Raw genomic sequence first — 19,770 nt, forward strand, 5'->3', positions numbered from 1 at the left:
GATTAGCGCTAACTACAACCATGAATCAGTTCATCACAGCCCGCCCTCGGTAGGGGGTTGGCTCGCGGCTTTAGGCATCACGCCTACTGAAGCCATCCGTTTACTGTATCGCCAGATTGCGATGAGAGGGGAGTTTCCCGTCGAGTTGCGAATACCCAATGTGGAGACGGCCGCCGTTCTAGCTAAGGCCGATCGAGGTGAAGACATCGAGACTTCCGATAATACTGCAGATCTTTACGCCTCCTGGGACTGATGAAATTCATTCAGCCATCCTCATTTAAGAAGGATGTCAAACGACAGAAGAAGCGCGGCAAGGATCTGGAGAAGCTGAAAGTAGTTATCGAGATCTTAGCAGCTGGCAAAGATTTGCCGCAGCAGTATCTAGACCGCAGCCTCAGCGGTAACTGGAATGGTTGGAGAGATTGTCACATCGAGCCAGACTGGATATTGATCTACCAGGTGAGTGCAGAGGTTGTGACATTGGGGCGAACTGGAGCGCACTCGGGCCTGTTCTAACAGAATACCAGGCCCAACAAGGTGCTTCATCCGTCGCGATACCGTCCGTGAGCCAGAAACCATTTTGAGCTAAAGCCGTTAAAGATAGGAATCCGTTTTACAGCGCGCGGTTGAGTTCTACGTTGACCAGTGACCCCCGCTTCACCGGTCGTTGTGCGCGGTCGCTGGTGAAATGCTGTTTCTAGGACTTGATGCCGAGGCGCACAGGGAAGGTGAGTTCCGGGTCCGAGCGCTGCATCAGGGTGCGGGCCATGGCTTCGACACTGCGGGTGGCGGTGCCTTTGAAGACTTCCTTGCCATTGCAGTAAATGGTGACCGGCTTGCTGAGGTCGAGCATGGTGTTGTCCAGCATGACCCACAGCTGGCGACCGCTGAGTGGCTTTTCGGCGGCGTCCGTGACTTTGATATCCACGGAGTTCTTGGCGCGGTCCAGCTTGCCGACGATGAGGATCGGCTCCTTGTCGGCCGTTGTACTGTCGAGTCCGAGCCAGTAAAATGCTTCGCGGCGGCGGTTATCGAGCGGCTGGGCTTTCCAGACGACCGTCTCCGGCTTCGGCTTGCGGGTGTGCTGGATCATCCAGGGAGTGCCGGGGCGGTAGTCGATGCCGTGGCCTTTGCCCGGCTGGACTTCGAGGTGGTTGATGTAGCTGCCGCCGAATTTCTTTTTGGCGGCATCCATGCGGGCGTGGAATTTGCGCGCAAGTCCCACGCGGTCGAAGGTGGTGTCGTTTTCCCCGACGTCGGTGCGGAAGGGCAGGTTGCAGACATTTTCCGCGGGCACGTCATCGCCCACTCCGCCGGCCATGGCATTCGCGGCGGCGAATCGGTCGGCCATAAACGGACCGTCGATCTGGGTGCCGTAGCAGCCTTCGGAAATACCCATGAGGTAAACGCGGTCCGGGTCCACATTCCACTCGCGGATGGCGTGACTGATGAGCCAGTCGAAGGCGTCCTGGTTATGCGCGAACCACCATCGGCCGCGGCGGTCATTGGCCATGCGGGGGACGAAGAAAACACCCTCGGCATCGTAAAGATTGGCCGCGAAATGAATCTGGGCCTGCCACTCGCGGGTGTTGACCTCCCAGCCGTGCGGGCTGGGTGCCTGGTCGAATCCGCCGCCGCCGTGCAGGCAGATGTAGAGCGCGCGTCCGCCCGCTGGGACGGGCTTGGTTTCTTTCCGCACCAGCGCAAAGGGCATGACCTCTTTCCCCAGGGTGATACTCCGTGCGTTGAGTTTGCCGCCCTTGGCTTTTGCATCGGCGATCATGTCTTTGAAAAGCGGCGGCAACGGCCCCAGCTCATCGGTGTAGCGGTTCTTCCGTGCGGCTTCGCGGAAAATCGACCACAGCACGGCGCGCATTTTCGCGACCTCGGCAGGGTCTTTGGGTGTCGGCCAGGTGACATCCGCGGGCCAGGCCGCGCCGCCACTGCGGAACCAGCTGGCCAGCGCGCGGCGCTGCTCCACGGAGAACACGCCGCCAGTAGCATCCGGCGCGAGTTCGATTTTCACCGACTCTTCCTTGCCGACCGTAGCTTGCACCGTCTGCGGCAACCATTTCCCGGCAGCATCCTGATACTCCACGGTGAGCTCACCCGGAGGGCAGATGATACGGATGTAGTCGTTAAGATCCTGGGTGGAAGTCGCCGTGCGTCCTTCAAAAATCCGCTTGCCGTCCCGGCTGGCCCTGACGGGTACATCCACGCGCGCGTCCGTGCCTTTTACAAAAGCGCGAACCGTCACGCAGGCCTGGCCCTTGGGGATCGGGATCTTGCGGCCACCTGCCATTGCGATGTATTTCTCCGTGCGGTCCACCGCGTAAACCGGGGTTTTCTGGAATACCCATTTCAACTCGGTGAGCTTGCCGTCCTGGTCGCGCTGCTGGGCGTAGAGCTGGTCATTGCCCACCCTGCCCGCACTGGCAGGCACTTTCCAATCCCAGATCAGCGGATACATCAGTTTGGTCGACCGGTAGCTGGTTGCGAAGATACCGTGGATCGGGCGGGCTGGATCACTGTAGGCGCAGCGCTCGATCGCCCAGCCTTTGTTCCACTCCTTCGGCACGCTGCCGTAGTCAGACATATTCCAACCCGTGCCATCGTGGATCTCGATCCAGGTGTGGTTGCCTTCCAGCGTGCCCCAGAGCGGAATACCGGCCAGGCGGGCGGGGACACCACAGGCGCGGAGAGAGTCCGCCATCAGAATGGATAATCCGGTGCAACTGGCCATGCCCTGGCGAAGGGATTCCGCCGGGCTCTGGCAGGCTTTTTCACGTTTCGTGTCATAGTTGACGCCGGTAAGTTTGACAATCTGCCCGCCGATGACCTCGGACACCTCGCGGATGTCCTTGCAGTCTTTCACCTTCGGCTCGTAGAGCTCGCGCAGTCGCTTGCGCCATGGATCGCGTGTTTCATCGATCAGTGCGTAGGGCAGCACGTCATTAAAAAAGAGCTCCTTCGGCAGCGCCTTCGCCCACGGGTATTGCTCACGGGCGATGTAGGCCTGCTCCAGGTTCTCCCGGAAAAGCTCCAGGGAAAGGGTGCCCCGGTCCTGCTTCGGCATGTATTTCAGCAGGAACTCCCCCGCCTCGCGCTGCTCACCCTCCAGGTTCCCCACGTAGGCTTGCAGCGCCTTCATGGTATCGGTCTCTGCGGGTTTTTCCGCATCGGCAGCGTATAGACTGGAACCGGCAAGCAAGGTGGTGGCGGCGAGCGCGCGTATCAAGGAATACATGTTTCTCATGCTGTTGTATGTATAGCCGCAGGCGGTGCATGCAAGCATAACTTGGGCGGGGTCAGGTCGCGTTGCATATCACCAAACAATCTTCCCTCTGATATTTGATTGCGATACTATGATGCGGGGTGCAACTGTGTCACGCACCCACGAAGCAAAAAGGACTGATATCCCGCATTAAGAAAATATGGGCCAATTTCGCGCCACCCGTGAATACGATTTGCGTTTCGCTGTATAGAAACCACCATTCAAAGTGTTTGCATAAACGTGGATAAGCATTGGACATGTCTTCTTCGGGTTTCGGCGGCGCTGGTGGTGATTGCCGCCGCGCGTTCCGCTGCCCAGGACGTGATCCTGGTGGGCTGGAATGATTTTTCGGCAGGTTACGGCCTATACCAGTCCTCCGGTTCACCCAAAACATCGGTCGGCGACCTCGTTGGCGTTACCGGAAACCTGTATGGCGGCTCCGGCAGTCGGGACACCTGGGGATCGACCGATGGCACTTACGGCCCGACCGTGGCGGTAGGCCATACATCGACCAATGGAGCGACGAGTATCAAGGTGAACAACCCGAACCTCTACATCACGGTGACCAATGGCACGGTGGGAAACCTGCTGCTCAACAGTATCCAGTTCGATTTTGCCAGTGTGGCCGGAAGCTCGCCGAAAAACATGCAGATCTACTACGATAGCGGCGATCTTGCGGTGGCAAACGGCACCCTGGTTCTCAGTATGACATCGATCACAAACGGGCTGGGTGCCGTGTCGGATTACGAGGATGTCACCGCGCCACTGAGTGTCCTGAGTGACCAGATCCTGGCACCCGGGCAGTCCGCGGTGTTCCGTTTTCATGTCGATACCTCGACCAATAATACCCAGGCCCTGGGGCTCGACAACATTGCGATCATAGGTGCATCGAGTGAGTTCCGCATCCTGACTTATAACATCCATGGTGGCAAAGGGCCGGCTGACGAGGGTGATCTAACAACAAATCTGACAACCTTCCGAAACACGCTGATGCAGGGGGAGGACGTACTTTGCCTCCAGGAAGTGGGAGCAGGGAATGCCAGCAATACGACGGCTGACTGGGCCACGGTGAAGTCGATTTTTCCAGACTACCCGTATACCTATCAGACGGTGAATAAACAAACACGATACTGGTGGTCCTCAGGTGTTACATCGATCGCCATCTTGTCGAAATATCCATTCGAGAGCACCCATAGCCAGCTCATTCAGACCGACCCTCAGGGTGACGAATGGGAACGTCATGCCCAGCATGTGCAAATCAGGGTGGGCGGAGAACTGGTCGATATTTTCAATTTCCACAACACTTACAATTTCTTTGAGGATGATTACGCCTCGGAAAAAGAAGGCCTGACAAAATTCAAGAACTACGTGTTAGATCGACTCGGTGTAGCTTCAATAAGCAATGCCAAGCGGCTGTTGATGCTGGGAGATTTCAATGTGAGGCAGGCGAATGTGGATCCTATTCTGGCTCCCCCGTCACGGCAGAGTCATGTCTTGGATCACATTGCAGGAACTCCAGTCTTCAGTGGTGGTGGTAACTACGATACCGTGACTCCCGACCTCTCCGATCACAGGGCGGTCTGGGTATCACTTGATCTGCGGGCACCAGTACCGGATGCGATGACCTGGGCCTCAGCACCTGAGGAGGCTGGCCAGACGTCGATCACGATGACCGCCACCACGGCTTCGGACCCGAATGACGTGGAGTATTATTTTTCCAACACAACCATTGCCGGTACATCACACGACAGTGGATGGCAAAGCAGCCCGGTCTTTGTGGACACCGGCCTGTCGCCTGCCACACAATACAGCTACACGGTGAAGGCGAGGGATAAATCGGCGAATGCCAATGAGACCATTGTTTCCGCAACGGCTTCCACCTACACGGATGACGGTGACAACCTTCCGAATGACTGGGAGCTCAGTTACTTCCCAGACCTCAGCCACACCTCAGGTGCTGCGTCCGACGACTGGGACAAGGATGGCACCAGTGACTATGACGAGTGGGTAGCTGGCACCGACCCCGGCGATCCGGCTTCACGTTTTCATGCCTGGCTGGAAAAGGATGCATCGACGGGGGTCATCGCCGTGAAATGGACGGCATCGACGGGTCGGAGTTACCGGGTATTTTCCTCCGTCATGATGAATTCCGATTGGACTGAGGTGGCCAGCGGGCTTTCTCCTGCCGGGGCGGTGGGGAGTTTTGACATTGATACCTCGGGCGGCGGCAACCGGTTTTACCGGGTCGAGGTTTATCAGTAATTTCCGGGCAATTTCCGATCGTTCGGTTAGAACATGTTTTCGCCGGGGAGCCGGCATGCCTGTTTGATCCAGTTTGCCAACTGCTCCTCGTCAAGTTGATCATCCTCATGGATGTGGAGGTAGCGCACGGCTTCGTGTTTGGCCTCAATGGGAGGCAGGGGCATCAGGGAAGCGCCGTTGAGGAAGGACACCTTGATGTATTTGGTGAAACAATGATAAGCAAGGAACCATCCTTGTCCCTCGATGCCGTAGAACGGCGTGTTCCACCGTATTGCCTTGCGCACACCGGGTGCGGTTTTGACAACAAGTTCATCGAGCCGCCGCCCTACCCCGTGTTTCCAATCCGGCATGGCGGCGATGTAGGCCTGCACGGGTTCGGCGCCATCGCCCTTGGGTATTTGCGGGTTGCCACCGGAGAGAAGTGTTGGTTTGGCACCGCTTTTCCGTGCCGTGGCTTTCTTGTTTGGCTTGGGAGTCTTTGGAGGCATGGTGTGGGATTTTTTTACCCCAGGCGCTGATTGATATTGGCCTAGGATTACGCAGACTAATCTTTCCGCGCTTATCGGGCAAGTTTGGAATCGAATGCGATGCGGGCCGTATTTCAAATCAAACCCTTGTCCAGGAAGAGCTAAGCCCCTATTGTCAAAGCATGAAAATATGGTTGATGGTCCTGATGCTGTGTATTGTTAGTTGTGAAATACTGCTGGCTGACTTCGAAGCTAGGAAATTCATCAGTGCCGATGGCCAGAAGGTGATATCTGCGGTGCCAGTAGGATATGATCAAAATGCGATGGTCGTTTTTCTGAAGATGCCGTCGGGACAGCTACAGCAAGTACAAATATCCAAGTTCAGTATCGAAGACCAGCTATTCATTGAGGACAACAAACAGCAACTCTCTATCATGCTGGCGTTTCTCAAGATGCCCAAAGAGATCCAGTCCAGGTTTTACGATGGTCTTAGGCAGGAATTGGTGCGCACGCATAAAGCTCCTCCCGGATCCAGTGCGGCGCTGGCCAAATTTCTGGCCAGGCTTAAAGCAACTCAGAACCCCGACGGCAGTTGGGTGGAAGGCAAGAAGGTCTCGATGACTGCGATGGCGTTGTTGGTTTATATGGCGGAGGGTGAAACTCCTCTGGACGAGGATTATGGAGATGCGGTGACACGGGCGATTGCATACCTGACTAACGTGGCCGTGAAAAACGGTGGAAAACTGGCTGATGATGTGAAGGACAAACACTGGCCCTACCAGCACGCGATGGCGACTCTGGCTCTTGCCGAGGCATACACCATTTGTACTACCTTGGGTATCAATTTCCCCAAACTGAAAGAAGCGACGAAGATGGCGGGAAACTGGATTTTAAATCACCAGCATACCTCTGGGAGCTGGGACTATGGCTATGACATGTCAGGGGCACGGGGTGGCGACACTTCGTTGGCAATGTGGCACGTACAGGCGATGCGGGTATGTATTATGACGGGGATGTGGAAAATGAGTGAGTTTGTTGGTTCTGTTAGAAAAGCGCTTGCGTATGTCAAAAAAAACCAAAACTCAAATGGGGGGATTGGTTATACTTCACCGAACGCATATGGAGATACTGGTTTCACACTGACGGGTGCCGGGATGTATGCTTTTCAAATGTGGTATAAACCTCATGATCCAGTCGTCCGCAAGAGGGTAAAATACATCAGTAAAAACGCGAGGTTTAAATACAACACTGAGCATGCAGACCTCTACAGGCAATATTACCACGCTCTTGCCATGAAACACCGGGGAGGCAAGGACTGGATGGGTTATAAAAACATGTTAGGAAATCAGTTGATCGAAAACCAGGCAGAGGATGGCTCGTGGAAAAACGTGGGTGGCGGTGCCAAGATTCTAGGAATAGCGTCCACGTATCAGGGGGAGTCGGAATTTGCCACGCATTTCAGAAGTTGTCTGTGCGCCTTTATCCTACAAGTGCCCTATCGCTATGACTGGAATGCTGTCAGGGTGCCGATGGGGTTCGGTGGCTAAGCCGCTTGTTCACGATCAGTTCACCGCCTTGTAGGGGATGCTGAGGCTGTCCTTGCCATCGGTGAGTTCTTCGAGGGTGGGGCGGATAAAGCGGATCGACTTGTAGCCGGGCTCATAGAGCACGCCGATGTGCTGTCTTTGCAGATGGTTAGATCGGAATAGGCGGCTGGGCCGGGGTCGATGGCCTTGCTCCAGGTTTTTCGTTCGTCGCAGCTGATCTTGACGACGAGGTTTCTGCGGCCGCTGGCGGAGTTGACGTGACAGAGCAGGAGCCTTTTTTTTGATATGCTTGGCTGGCGACATGCCATCGGATCAGGAAACGACAAGAATCATGTCAAACTTGTCGGGTGATCCTACCAGTGGGTATCCAGGAGTTTGCCTGTTGCTGGAATGGTTTGGCTTTTGATGGTGGGTCGGTGCCACTGCGCCATGTCCTTCCCGACCAGCAAAATGAAGCCCGTCGAATGAGCAGCTGGCGTTCTCCAGTGGTCGCGCCTGGGTCAACGGGGCAGCGCTTCAGGGAGGATGAAAAGCGGCGAATCTGATCGCCGCACTCCATGGTACAGGCACTCCGACGCAATCTGCTCACAGCGAGCGGAAAGGGTGGTTGGGAAAATCGATCCTCCGGAGAAGTAAATTAATACTTCACGAATCCGTAGCACTAGGGTAACATGCGCCTCCCGCGCGTTGCCGCGTGGCATACTCACGGGAACCACCCCTTACATGAAATACGCGATTATCTCCGACATCCACGCGAATCTCGAGGCGCTGAACAGCGTCCTGGAGGATGCGCGGGCGCGTGGTGTGAAACGCTTTATTTGCCTGGGTGACATCGTAGGCTATAACGCGAACCCGTCGGAGTGTGTCGATATCATCCGCGAGCTGGGCTGCCCGGTGGTGATGGGCAACCACGATGCCTACACGGTGGCGGACCGGATTCCGGAAATTGTCAACGGCCGCGCCCGCGAATCGCTGGAATGGACGCGCAAGCACATCCGCCCGGACCAGCACGAGTGGCTTGCGAACCTGCCGATGCAGCGCCGTGTGGGTGCTTTTGAGATTGTTCACGCCAGCATGCACGAGCCGGATGCATGGAACTATGTGATCAACGCCATCGAAGCGATCCTGCATTTCCATTTTCAAGAAACCCCGCTGTGTTTCTTCGGGCACACACACCACCCGATGTATTTTTCCACCAAGGAAAGAAAGACCAACAAGGATTACCAACGCATCGAGCTGGAGGCGGGCATCAGGTATTTTGTCAACGTCGGCTCGGTCGGACAACCCCGTGGCGACGACAAGCGCGCCCAGTACGCGATCTATGACACCACGGAAAAGGTGGTCGAGATGTGCAGGGTGCATTACGACGTCGGGCTCGCCTGCGCGAAGATCCGTCAGGCGGGATTACCTGAGCACAATGCACTGCGCTTGGAGAAATCGGACATGGAGGCCGCCGCGGCCTTGAAATTGATCAAAGGGGCTGAAAACCTCGTGGCGAGCCTGAAGTAGGGATGCATATGGACAAACACAACCCCGCATTGATCGCCGGTGAATTCCTCGCCAGTAATGCCGAGTTTTTTGCACAGGCATTTTCCCCGCTCAACAGTGTGTTTGATAGCTCCGGGCCGATGAATATCATCAGTGAGGAAGCGGAGATGACCGTGGCCATCGGGGTCAAACAGGCGGACGACCATGGAGCCATGGATGTCGATTGCGTTTTGCTCGATCCCGACCAGGAGAGTCTGCGCGACTGTATCGACACCCTGTTTGCAGAGGAAGCCCCACAGAATTAACGAACCATGGAAGCTATCAGGGCAAGGCTGCAGGCACTTTACGACTCGGGGGATTTACTTGGTTTCTCCATCTGCAGCGATGCCGGGGTGGTGGTGCATAATGAATCGTTTTTCAGTGACGAGGCTGCCTGGCAGGCAACGGCGCCCTTTGTCAACGTGATGAGGAAGATGAAAAAAGCGGGCCGGGACGTGCATCGCCTGACGGTGGAGCTGGACGATGTGACCTTGATCTACGGTTGCCTTGAGCAGGGCCATGCCTTGTTTACCTTGAACAGGCAATGTGACCTCGATGCGGCGGCGGCGGTTTTGACCTGATACGTCCGGTTCAGACACGACGCATGTCAAAAAATCCTGTTCATTCAGTCAAAAAAGCCTCTTTGCTCTCCCAAACTTGGAAACCTGCGGGGTAATCGCGTTATTCGTGGTTGCAATTTCCTCAAAATCAAGGAGTCTCCGCGCCCCCGCGAGCGGGCGTCTCTTTCCTGCCCCCCGACTCCCGACCCCTGACCCCAGACTTCATCATGACGAACAAGATCCGAAACATCGCCATCATCGCCCACGTCGATCACGGCAAGACCACCTTGGTGGATGAGCTTCTCAAGGCCGGCGGAGCGTACGGCGAACACCAGCAAGCCGGTGAACGCGCCATGGACTCGATGGATCTCGAACGCGAGAAGGGCATCACCATCAAGGCCAAAAACACCTCGGTCAAATGGAACGACTACACCATCAATATCGTCGACACCCCGGGCCACGCCGACTTCGGCGGCGAGGTGGAGCGGGTGATGAAAATGGTCGACGGCGTGCTGCTGCTCGTCGATGCCCACGATGGCCCGCAGGCACAGACCCGCTTCGTGCTCAGAAAAGCTCTGCAACAAGGCCTGACTCCGATCGTGGTGGTCAACAAAATCGACCGCGAACACAGCGATCCGCTCGGCGTGCACGACCGGGTGCTGGAACTCTTCCTGGAGCTGGAGGCCAACGAGGAGCAGTTCGAGGCACCCTTCGTCTACGGCTCCGCCAAAAACGGCTTTTTTGTCAAATCCCTCGACGACGAGCAAAAGGATGTTGTGCCGCTGTTGGAAACCATCGTCGAGCACGTTGCCGCCCCGGACTCCGATCCGGACGCCCCATTCAAGATGCTCGCCTCCAATATTTCCTGGGACGACTACGTAGGCCGGGTCGCGCTGGGCAAGGTGCAATCCGGCTCGGTCAAAAAAGGCGACAGTATTTTCCGCCTGACCAAGGATGGCAAGGTGGAGCGCGGCAAGGTGACCAAGGTTTTTGAATACAGCTCCCTTTCCAACCAGGAATCCGCCGAGGGTGAGGCCGGCAACATCGTCGGTGTCGCGGGTTTCACCGACATCGATATTGGTGAAACCCTCTCAGCCGACCCGGAGGCCGAGGCGCTGCCCTTTGTTTCCATCGACCCCCCCACCGTGCAGATGCAGTTCTCCATCAATGACGGCCCCTACGGTGGTCGCGAAGGGAAACACGTCACCTCCCGCGCAATCCGTGACCGGCTGCTGCGCGAGGTGAAGACCAATGTGTCCATTGAAGTGTCCGACACGGAAACCGCTGGCGTCTTTGAAGTCGCCGCCCGGGGTGCGATGCAGATCGCGGTTCTCGTCGAGACCATGCGCCGGGAAGGCTACGAGATGCTGGTTTCCCGCCCGATGGTCATTACCCACAAAGGTGAAAACGGTGGCGTTGAAGAGCCGTTCGAAACCCTCTTTGTGGAGGTGCCCGAGGAATACACCGGCGGGGTGATGAAATCCCTCGCCAACCGCCGTGCCCGCATCGAGGACATGGGCAGCAACGCCCACGGCGCCACCATCGAGGCCACGATTTCCACCCGCGGTCTGATCGGCTTTGAATTCGAACTGCTCAACCTGACCAGTGGTCACGGGGTGATGTCGCACCTGTTCAAGGAATACGCACCGCACTGTGGTGAGATTGTCACCCGCAACACCGGCACCCTGGTCAGTATGAGTACCGGCACCGCGATGGCTTATTCCCTGCTGCCGCTGGAAGAACGTGGCAAGCTCTTTGTCGCTCCCGGCGAGGAGGTTTATGAAGGCCAGATCATCGGCGAGAACCCGCGTAAGGACGACCTTCCGGTCAACCCGGTCAAGGCCAAGAGCCTGACCAACCACCGCTCCGCCACCAAGGGTATCACCGTGGGCCTGGCGCCCCCGATCAAGATGTCCCTGGAGCGCGCCATCGAATACATCGCCAACGACGAGCTGCTGGAAGCGACCCCCAGCCACCTCCGGCTGCGCAAACGCATCCTCGACCCCCACGAGCGCAAACGCGCCGAAAAAGCCCGCAAGGCCGAGGCCGGGATGTAGCGCCAGGCGCCTGCAAGGTGCTGTTGTGGGGAGTAAAATTGACGATTCAATGTAAGATTTGTCTCTGGGGTTGATCGTCTTTTGCGTTAGGTTACCAGCTGTAACTCAACACAATACGATGAAATTAGGCACACTTATCTACAACTCGGCCATAGGAATGGGCCTCTCACTGGCCTCGGCACAGGCAGTCACGGTATTTACCAATGCCGTGGATACGAACTTTCTCAATACCGGCAACTGGGATAACGGACTTCCGGATGGCTCCAACGGTGCAGGCCGGCTTCAGGGGGACGCCCAATTGTCCGCCGATCACGATGCAGGCAGCTCCGCGATTGTCGTGGGCTACGGGGTAGACGCTTCGCTGATCGTGGACTCCGGAGTCACCCTGACAACCACAAACAAGGTGGACGTGGGGCGGACCAGCAGTAGTCCTGCCACCGGCACACTCACACTGAATGGGACGGTGGACACCCCCGTCCTGAACGTGTTGGACGGCACTTTAAACCTCGCGAGCACGGTTGATTTGACAGGAACGACCAAGATCTTCAATGATGGCATCCTTGCCGCCAGCGGCTCGATTGCCATGGTTGCCAATGCAGGTGCCGAACTCTACTTCATGGCGGAAAGTGACTTGACCGGAGGCCCCGGTATTCTTCAGCTACGAAATGGCACGGCACTTGGCTTCCAAATCAATGCCGCAGGAAACCACGCTGTGATTGACGGCAGCTCGATGCAGGTGAGGTTTGCAAACACGGTCGATCTGGTGGTTGATTTTGACACGGCACCTACGATCGGACAGACCTTCGACCTGATGACAGGTGTCGAGAAATTTACCAATTTTAGCGGAGCAGAACCAAGCGGCCGTACTTTTAGCAACGTGACCGTCAACGGCCTGGGTGTTGGCCAGAGTTATAATCTGATCTATAACCAGGATGTAGCTGATGCCGGATACCTGCGCCTGCAGGTGGTCCCCGAGCCGTCCTCCGCAGCCCTGCTCGGTCTCGGCGGCCTCGCCCTGATCCTCCGCCGCAGGAAATAAATCATTTTCACGATTCTATGAGCAACGGGAGGGCTGCGGTCCTCCCGTTTTTTGTCCATGGGGCGTGTGCATGAGCAAAATTGACGATGTGGCAACAAATCATTTCATGGACGGCGCGGACGCGGCTCGATAATATTCGAGAATACCATTTATCAATAAATCGAACAATGAAGACAACACACATACCACACTACCTGTTTGCCGTGTTTTCCCTGTCGCTGGGTTCAGCCCAGGCGATCACGATCTTTACCAACGGCACCACCGATTTCAATACAGCGACCAACTGGGACAACGGCCTGCCGGACAATGACGCGGCCGCAGATGGGGCTGACCGGGACGCGGTCATTGCCGCGGGCCATACAGCGGTGACTTCCGCCAGCTATAATGACTCTGGAAACCAGCATTACAACCTGGATGTGCTCGGCACGCTCACCGTTTCCGCCGGGCATACCGTGCATCTCGGAAAAGGGGTGGGGTATAACACCGACACGGACCTGACCGTGGACGGGGGCACACTCAATATCGATGGAGTCATGACCGTCATCGGCGGTGGCGCGCATACCTACGTCACCAACAACGGCACCATCAACGTACGTTCCGGGGGGCTTCTCGACAGCAGGAAAAACCTCTACCTGACACTGGGCACCCTGAACCTGGCGGCCGACGCGGCATCGACGCTGGGCGTCATCGACCACCTGGACGTGGGCAGCGGCTCGATGATCCACTTTGACATCACCTCCACCAACCTGACCACCATGATCCTGCAAAATGATCTGGATCTGTCCGCCGGGGGAGCGACCCTTGACCTCGACATCACCGGCGCCACAGCCGGTGACTCCTACACCCTGTTTGCTACCGGCGGTGTCATTGACGGCACCTTCACCACCTTCAATTACACGGCGAACGACAGCCTGGTCGCGACCCTGGACTACAGCAGTCCAACAGACCTTGTTGTGCACATCACCAATGTGCCCGAGCCGTCCTCCGCCGCCCTGCTCGGTCTCGGCGGCCTCGCCCTGATCCTCCGCCGCCGTAAAGGCTAAGGTAGCACACGGTCCTGCGCCACAGGAAACAGGGTGTCACCCATTTACTCCACCCTGCCCCGGACTTTCGCGGTTCGTGGTGATCAATGGAAGTAAACCCCTTGGAGTTACCCCCCGGCACCCCAGCCCATTGTTCTTGCCTGTTTCCAACACCACCAGTGGCTGGTATGGCTTTGCATCCACCTGCTCTAAAGTAGGACATGTTTGCAACATGTCGGCAGGATGGGTGAATCCGTCGTGCAGGTGTTAGGTGTTTCATGTGCAGGCGGCGGGAGAGGAGTCAATGAGGCTTCCAGGCTCTTGTCGGTCGTGCCGGCCGCGTAAAAAGCTCTCTTTTCGCGGGTCAAGAGCTTGGCAAACATGGCATGGTGGTGTTTACTGGGATATATGAATGAGCATCCGATTTCCCGCCGCCCCTTTTTGAAGACAGTGATCGGTGCGGGGCTGGCCACTTCGATCGTGACGGGACAGGAAGCCGGAGCCGGCAAGAAAAAGCTCGGTTGGGCCATCGTAGGCCTCGGCGGCCTCAGTGACAGGTCGATCGGACCCGCCCTGTTGAAGACCAGGCACGCCCACATGGCGGGGGTGGTGACCGGCACCCCGGAGAAGGCCGCGCATTGGAAAAAGAAATACGGGTTCAAGGACAGCGGGATTTACAACTATGAAAATTTCGACGAGGTGATCAATAACCCCGACATCGATGTGGTTTACATCGTTTTACCCAATTCCATGCACAAGGAGTTTACCCTCAGGGCGGCGAAGGCTGGTAAGCATGTCTATGTGGAAAAACCCATGGCCATTGCCCCGCAAGACTGCCGCGAGATGATTGCAGCGTGCAACAAGGCGGGGGTGAAACTGGGCGTCGCCTATCGATTGCAGTACGAACCTCACCACCGGGAAATGATCCGCTTTGCCAGCGAGAATACCTTGGGCAAGGTGCGGCACATCGATGCGGGATTTACTTTCCGCATGGGTGGCTCGGACGGTTGGAGGCTGAAGCAGGAGCTGGGTGGCGGCGCGCTGCTTGACCTGGGGGTCTACTTGATCCAGGCCACACGTTATATTTTTGGTGAGGAGCCGGTCACGGTGAGTGCCTTGGAAACCAAGACGGACAAAAGGAAATTTGCCGAGGTGGACGAAACCGTGACCTGGACCATGCAGTTTGCCTCCGGAAGAACAGCCAATCTGATGTGCTCATTCAACTTGTATGGATACAACCAACTCACCGCCTTTGCGGATAGGGGGAGGTTTGGCATGGCTCCCTGTTTTGGCACGGGCGGGCAGAAGGGTTGGTCGACCGATCCAAAAAACCCGTTGAATTTCCCTAAAACCGATCACTTCCAGGTGCAGATGGATCAATTCTCCAAAGACATCATGGCTGGCAAGGAGTCGCGGGTCCACGGGCTCGAGGGATTGAAAGACCACCTCGTCATGGAGGCCGTTTTCAAGTCAATCGCGACCGGAAAAGCGGTGGCAGTGGCGAAAGTGTGAGCGGCAGCCGTTCTGGGATGCGGCCGGTGAATGCCGGAGCTCCATCCCCCTATTTTCTGTGTTTCTTGCGAAACTCGCCCGGGGTTTCTCCGACTTCGCGTTTGAAAAAGACAACGAAGGGGCGGGAGTCGGTGAAGCCGACCTCACGCGCGACTTCATCGACGGTTTTCCGGGTTGTCAGCAGGAGGGTCCGGGCGGCTGATACCCGGATCTCACGGATATCCTGGGCCGGTGATGAGCCGGTGATCGCGCGGTAGCGTTTTTCGAAGGTGCTGCGGGCGAGGGGCAGCGATTGGATGAGTTCATCCACAGTCAGGCCATTGCAGGCGTTCTCCCGGATAAGAGTGCGGGCTTGGAGCACGATGATGTCGGGATCTGACTCGCCCACCGTTGACGCCCGCACCCGGATTTCACGCACCGGGACTTCTTCATGCAGCTTGTCGAGTTCCGTGCCATCAATGAGATCGATCAGCATTTGCATGGCCCGGGTGCCGATTTCCTTGGCCGGCACGACGACACTGGAGAGCTCGGGGGTACTGAGACGGGCGTTGATCGAATCGAATCTTCCGAGAACCCCGATCTCCTCGGGAACCTTAACGCCGAGATCAGTGCAATAATCGACCAGCAGCCGGGCCCGCATGTCGTGGCTGGCATAGATCCCCGTCCTGCCATTGGGCTTGAGCAGTCGTTCCTTCAGTTCTGGAGCCTCATTTTCAAGTCTTGCCCAGGAGCCTGTATTGATGCCGTCGGGGATATTGATGGCCCAAAAAGGAAGGTTCCGGCGATTGCATTCATCTTGGAATAATTGCCGGGAGATACTTGAATGCGGTAGGTTGCATGTGCCGAGAAAACCGATGTTGTCAAACCCGAGCGCGGCAAAGTGATCAATGGCGACCCGGGCCAAGGATTTGAGGTCCGCCGAAACCGCGGCCAGGTTGCTTTTGGTGGTGGGGAAAATATTGACAACGGGAACACCGAGCTCGTGGAGCCACGCCGCCTCGAAGGAATGGTCATCGTATGAGACAAGAATGCCGTCCGGTTGGTAGCCGTGGGGGAAATCAACCGGTTCATTGAAGTCGGTCGAGATGAAGTTTCTGAACCGGCAGTGGATGCGGATGCTGTGGATCGCCAGCACCCCCTCCATGACTTCGTTCAGAAAGGAATACCAATGCGGGAAAATAACGGCAATATGATAACGTTTGGTGGATTCCATCGTGTGATAGCGTGAATAATGATTGGCTGGAAACGAAAATTGTTGATCAAATAATGTAAGTAAAACCAGTCCGTCTGCGTCATCATAGTCGCCTATGACCGCAATCCGTTCAAGCGGCATCCGTCACCGTCGATAAGAGAATGATAAACAAAGAACCAAAGCAATGAGAAATAAAATGACCGCCGTCGCCATCATGTCACTGGGCATGGCCACCTTGTCCATGGCTGCTGACAAACCCAACATCGTCATCCTCTTTTCCGATGATGCCGGATACGCCGATTTCGGCTTTCAGCCGGACTGCGAGCAGGATATGAAAAAACTGACTCCGCACATCGACACGATCGCCCGTGATGGCGTGCGGCTGTCCAACGCCTACATGTCGGGTTGCGTTTGTTCCCCCTCACGTGCGGGTTTGATGACGGGGCGCTACCAGGAACGTTTCGGGTACGATAACAACCTGCCCCCCGGCTTTAAGGGCGGTGTGGATCTCAATGAAACCTTCGGGGTGAAACGCCTCCAGAAGCTCGGTTACAAAACCGGCCTGATCGGCAAATGGCACCTCGGTTATCCGGCGGAGTTCCATCCTAACAAGCGTGGCTATGACTGGTTTTACGGCTTGCTGCAAGGGTCACGCCCGTATTTTTCAATCGCTAAGCCATCGCCACACCGGGTGATTCTGGACAATGACAAGCCCACCAAGGAGGAGGGCTACGTGACCGATCGCCTTGGCGCTGCTGCCTGTCGTTTTATCAGCCGACACAAAGACGAGCCATTTTACTTGTTTGTCTCCTTTACCGCACCCCATGGTCCGCTGCAGCCGAAGCAGGAGGATCTCGCACGGCTGGCGCATATCGGGGAAAAGCGGCGTAAAAACTACGCGGGGCTCATTGTTTCGCTCGACGACAACGTGGGTAAAATACTCAAATCGATCAAGGACAACGGCATCGAGGACAATACCATCGTGATTTTCACCAACGACAACGGTGGCCAGACCAGCACGGGCGCCATGAACACCCCGCTCAAGGGTAAAAAAGGCGGACTGTGGGAAGGTGGTGTCAGGGTCCCCTGGGCGATGCGTTGGCCAGGCAAGATCAAAGCCGGTGGGGTGATTGACGAGCCCATTATCTCCCTCGATATACTGCCAACCTTTGTCGAAGCCACCGGCAACCGGGTGGGCGAGGGCTGGAACCTGGATGGTCGTAGTTTCCTGCCACTGCTCACAGGAGCCGCGCACTCACAACCGACACGCGCCCTGCACTGGCGCCAGCATGGCTCAAAAGGCAGCATCTCCCTCCGCGAGGGCAAGTGGAAGCTGATCCACAACCGTGGTGAAGCGGGCGCGCAGCCCGAACTCTACGACCTATCGCAGGACCCTGGCGAAAGCAAAAACCTCGCAGCACAGCAACCCGAGGTGGTGGCAGGCCTGTTGGTCAAAATGAAGGATTGGGAAAAACAGCTCAAGGAGCCACTATGGGGTGCGGGCGCACCTGGTCGGGAGGCCAAAACCCCCAAAAAGCCCAAAAAGGATAAGAAGAACAAACATCAACCTGCCCAATAACCGGCCCGATCAGTATTGATTATGAGACTAACACCCCTCCTCCTCACCTCTTGTTTATTGCCGCTCAGCCCCATGGCGGCTACAGCGGCAGGAGTGCAAGCTTCTACAGCGGTCGACCGCCCGGGAGTGCAAGCTTCTACGGCGGGCGACCGCCAGGGAGTGCAAGCCTCTACGGCGGGCGACCGCCCGGGAGTGCAAGCTTCTACAGCGGGCGACCCCAAGGGAGTGCAAGCCTCTACGGCGGGCGACCGCCAGGGAGTGCAAGCTTCTACGGCGGGCGACCCCAAGGGAGTGCAAGCCTCTATAAAACCCAACATCCTCTGGATCTATGTCGAGGATCTTTCCCCATGGATGGAGTCGTATGGCTACCCCGTCAACGCGGGCAAAACCCCCACACTGGACCGGCTCTCTGACAGCGGGGTCCGTTTTTCCCGTGCCTACGTCCCCGCCCCGGTCTGTTCGGCATGCCGGTCAGCGATGATCACCGGCGTCTATCAGACGACCACGGGAACACACAACCACCGCTCGTCCCGCACAGCGGCATCGGCGATCCATTTGCCCAAGGGGATCAAAACCCTGCCGCAGATTTTCCGGGAAAACGGCTACGCCACATTCAACCAGGGCAAGGACGACTATAACTTTGCCTACCATCGCAGCGAGCATTATTCGATCGGGAATCCCAAACCCAAAAATGGTTTTTATGGGCAGAAAGGCAGCGGCGACTGGACCAAGCTCCCCGCCGGCAAGCCATGGTTTGGCCAGATCCAGCTGCAGGGGGGGAAAGCGAATACGGGTAGACTTAAGGACAAGGTGGACCCGGCCACGATGAAAGTGCCACCCTACTTTCCGGACGAGGAGATCTTCCGCAAGGACTGGGCGCACCACTATGACACCATGCGGGTCACCGACGGGCATGTGGCGGCCATTATGAAAAAACTCAAGGACACCGGGCAGCTCGGCAACACCATCGTCTTTTTCTTCTCAGACCACGGCAACAATCACTCCCTGCGTCACAAGCAGTTCTGTTACGAAGGCGGGGTGCACGTTCCGCTGATCATCACCGGGCCCGGCATCCCCCAAAAAACGGTGCGCACCGAGCTGATGAGCACGCTGGATATCTGCGCCACCTCGCTCGCCCTGGCTGGTATCCCGCTGCCCGACCACCTCGACGGCCGGGACCTCTTTGCCAAGGACTACCAAAAACGCGATTACGTCATCTCCGCCCGCGACCGCTGCGACTACACCATCGACCGCATCCGCACCGTACGCACGGAGAAGTTCCGCTACATCCGCAATTTTCTAACAGACAGGATTCTGCTCCAGCCCCAATACCGTGATCCCCAGCCACAGACCAGGCGCCTGCGCGAGCTTCACGCCAGCGGCAAACTGGGTGACATCCCCGAGTGGGCATTTTTCGGCAAACGCCCGACGGAGGAACTCTACGACATGGAAAAAGATCCGCACCAGGTCGACAACCTGGCCGATGATCCGAAGTTCGCCGGGGAGCTGAAAAGGCACCGCACCATCCTGGACGACTGGATCAGGGAGACCGGTGACAAAGGCCAGAGTCCGGAATCGGAAGCTGGCCTGAGAGCGGTTTATCAACGATGGGGTAAATTCTGCGTGAACCCCGAGTATGATTTCATCAAGAAAGGCGGTGGTGCAAAAAAGCCAAAGCAGAAGAATACCCCCAAGGCTCCAAAAAACTCTCCGTAAGTGACTATGACGTTCT

At 56.8% G+C, this 19,770-nt stretch carries 16 protein-coding genes; 13 read left to right on the forward strand and 3 right to left on the reverse strand.

All coding sequences use genetic code 11. The annotated features are described in order from the left end of the window. Position 1 precedes the first annotated feature (1 nt). A complete protein-coding gene (locus H7A51_14345; protein ID MCP5537398.1) occupies positions 2-253 on the forward strand; it encodes a type II toxin-antitoxin system RelB/DinJ family antitoxin in 252 nt (83 codons plus the stop codon). Then, positions 253-516 (forward strand): type II toxin-antitoxin system YafQ family toxin, encoded by a 264-nt coding sequence (locus H7A51_14350; protein MCP5537399.1) that lies wholly within the window; start codon positions 253-255, stop codon positions 514-516. The genes H7A51_14345 and H7A51_14350 overlap by 1 nt, the downstream gene beginning before the upstream one ends. A gap of 181 nt (positions 517-697) precedes the next feature. Here H7A51_14350 and H7A51_14355 read toward each other — a convergent pair whose 3' ends face one another. After that, positions 698-3,256, reverse strand: a complete 2,559-nt coding sequence (locus H7A51_14355) for a hypothetical protein (protein MCP5537400.1) — start codon at positions 3,254-3,256, stop codon at positions 698-700. A 258-nt stretch (positions 3,257-3,514) separates the two neighbouring features. On the opposite strand from H7A51_14355, the gene H7A51_14360 reads away from it, so the two are divergent. Continuing rightward, entirely contained in the window at positions 3,515-5,536 is a 2,022-nt protein-coding gene (locus H7A51_14360; GenBank protein MCP5537401.1) for an endonuclease/exonuclease/phosphatase family protein, read from the forward strand. Positions 5,537-5,562: 26 nt separating this feature from the next. Here H7A51_14360 and H7A51_14365 read toward each other — a convergent pair whose 3' ends face one another. Continuing rightward, positions 5,563-6,024, reverse strand: coding sequence for a DUF1801 domain-containing protein (locus H7A51_14365; protein ID MCP5537402.1), 462 nt, complete (start codon positions 6,022-6,024; stop codon positions 5,563-5,565). Between H7A51_14365 and H7A51_14370 the strand changes: the two genes are divergently transcribed. The 8 genes from H7A51_14370 to H7A51_14405 all read left to right on the forward strand — a co-directional run bounded on the left by H7A51_14370 (position 5,982) and on the right by H7A51_14405 (position 15,267). Next, the gene (locus tag H7A51_14370) at positions 5,982-7,550 is read left to right on the forward strand and encodes a terpene cyclase/mutase family protein (GenBank protein MCP5537403.1); all 1,569 of its coding nucleotides are present in this window, start codon (positions 5,982-5,984) and stop codon (positions 7,548-7,550) included. The two genes, H7A51_14365 and H7A51_14370, sit on opposite strands and share 43 nt — an antisense overlap. 723 nt (positions 7,551-8,273) lie before the next feature. Beyond that, complete coding sequence (locus H7A51_14375) at positions 8,274-9,059, forward strand: metallophosphoesterase family protein (protein MCP5537404.1); 786 nt, start codon at positions 8,274-8,276, stop codon at positions 9,057-9,059. A gap of 8 nt (positions 9,060-9,067) precedes the next feature. Beyond that, complete coding sequence (locus H7A51_14380; protein ID MCP5537405.1) at positions 9,068-9,343, forward strand: hypothetical protein; 276 nt, start codon at positions 9,068-9,070, stop codon at positions 9,341-9,343. Between the two features lie 6 nt (positions 9,344-9,349). Then, positions 9,350-9,658, forward strand: coding sequence for a hypothetical protein (locus H7A51_14385; protein ID MCP5537406.1), 309 nt, complete (start codon positions 9,350-9,352; stop codon positions 9,656-9,658). Between the two features lie 206 nt (positions 9,659-9,864). Beyond that, a complete protein-coding gene (typA, locus tag H7A51_14390) occupies positions 9,865-11,694 on the forward strand; it encodes a translational GTPase TypA (GenBank protein ID MCP5537407.1) in 1,830 nt (609 codons plus the stop codon). Between the two features lie 118 nt (positions 11,695-11,812). Beyond that, the gene (locus tag H7A51_14395; GenBank protein MCP5537408.1) at positions 11,813-12,733 is read left to right on the forward strand and encodes a PEP-CTERM sorting domain-containing protein; all 921 of its coding nucleotides are present in this window, start codon (positions 11,813-11,815) and stop codon (positions 12,731-12,733) included. Positions 12,734-12,900: 167 nt separating this feature from the next. After that, positions 12,901-13,776: a PEP-CTERM sorting domain-containing protein gene (locus H7A51_14400; GenBank protein ID MCP5537409.1), complete on the forward strand. Its 876-nt coding sequence runs from the start codon at positions 12,901-12,903 to the stop codon at positions 13,774-13,776. 387 nt (positions 13,777-14,163) lie between these two features. Next, complete coding sequence (locus H7A51_14405; GenBank protein ID MCP5537410.1) at positions 14,164-15,267, forward strand: Gfo/Idh/MocA family oxidoreductase; 1,104 nt, start codon at positions 14,164-14,166, stop codon at positions 15,265-15,267. A 49-nt stretch (positions 15,268-15,316) separates the two neighbouring features. Here H7A51_14405 and H7A51_14410 read toward each other — a convergent pair whose 3' ends face one another. Continuing rightward, on the reverse strand, positions 15,317-16,480 hold the full coding sequence (locus tag H7A51_14410; GenBank protein MCP5537411.1) for a substrate-binding domain-containing protein: 1,164 nt from the start codon (positions 16,478-16,480) through the stop codon (positions 15,317-15,319). Between the two features lie 163 nt (positions 16,481-16,643). Between H7A51_14410 and H7A51_14415 the strand changes: the two genes are divergently transcribed. Next, a complete protein-coding gene (locus H7A51_14415; GenBank protein MCP5537412.1) occupies positions 16,644-18,038 on the forward strand; it encodes a sulfatase-like hydrolase/transferase in 1,395 nt (464 codons plus the stop codon). Positions 18,039-18,110: 72 nt separating this feature from the next. Continuing rightward, a complete protein-coding gene (locus H7A51_14420; GenBank protein MCP5537413.1) occupies positions 18,111-19,754 on the forward strand; it encodes a sulfatase in 1,644 nt (547 codons plus the stop codon). Positions 19,755-19,770: the final 16 nt, after the last annotated feature.

Source organism: Akkermansiaceae bacterium (assembly GCA_024233115.1).
GTDB lineage: Bacteria > Verrucomicrobiota > Verrucomicrobiia > Verrucomicrobiales > Akkermansiaceae > Oceaniferula.

Excerpts from the sequence above, each read along its gene's own strand:
- H7A51_14375 (MCP5537404.1), top strand. The coding sequence starts at position 8,274 with ATGAAATACGCGATTATCTCCGACATCCACGCGAATCTCGAGGCGCTG.
- H7A51_14350 (MCP5537399.1), top strand. The coding sequence starts at position 253 with ATGAAATTCATTCAGCCATCCTCATTTAAGAAGGATGTCAAACGACAG.
- typA (MCP5537407.1), top strand. The coding sequence starts at position 9,865 with ATGACGAACAAGATCCGAAACATCGCCATCATCGCCCACGTCGATCAC.
- H7A51_14415 (MCP5537412.1), top strand. The coding sequence starts at position 16,644 with ATGAGAAATAAAATGACCGCCGTCGCCATCATGTCACTGGGCATGGCC.
- H7A51_14395 (MCP5537408.1), top strand. The coding sequence starts at position 11,813 with ATGAAATTAGGCACACTTATCTACAACTCGGCCATAGGAATGGGCCTC.
- H7A51_14420 (MCP5537413.1), top strand. The coding sequence starts at position 18,111 with ATGGCGGCTACAGCGGCAGGAGTGCAAGCTTCTACAGCGGTCGACCGC.
- H7A51_14405 (MCP5537410.1), top strand. The coding sequence starts at position 14,164 with ATGAATGAGCATCCGATTTCCCGCCGCCCCTTTTTGAAGACAGTGATC.
- H7A51_14410 (MCP5537411.1), bottom strand. The coding sequence starts at position 16,480 with ATGGAATCCACCAAACGTTATCATATTGCCGTTATTTTCCCGCATTGG.
- H7A51_14385 (MCP5537406.1), top strand. The coding sequence starts at position 9,350 with ATGGAAGCTATCAGGGCAAGGCTGCAGGCACTTTACGACTCGGGGGAT.
- H7A51_14355 (MCP5537400.1), bottom strand. The coding sequence starts at position 3,256 with ATGAGAAACATGTATTCCTTGATACGCGCGCTCGCCGCCACCACCTTG.
- H7A51_14380 (MCP5537405.1), top strand. The coding sequence starts at position 9,068 with ATGGACAAACACAACCCCGCATTGATCGCCGGTGAATTCCTCGCCAGT.
- H7A51_14365 (MCP5537402.1), bottom strand. The coding sequence starts at position 6,024 with ATGCCTCCAAAGACTCCCAAGCCAAACAAGAAAGCCACGGCACGGAAA.
- H7A51_14400 (MCP5537409.1), top strand. The coding sequence starts at position 12,901 with ATGAAGACAACACACATACCACACTACCTGTTTGCCGTGTTTTCCCTG.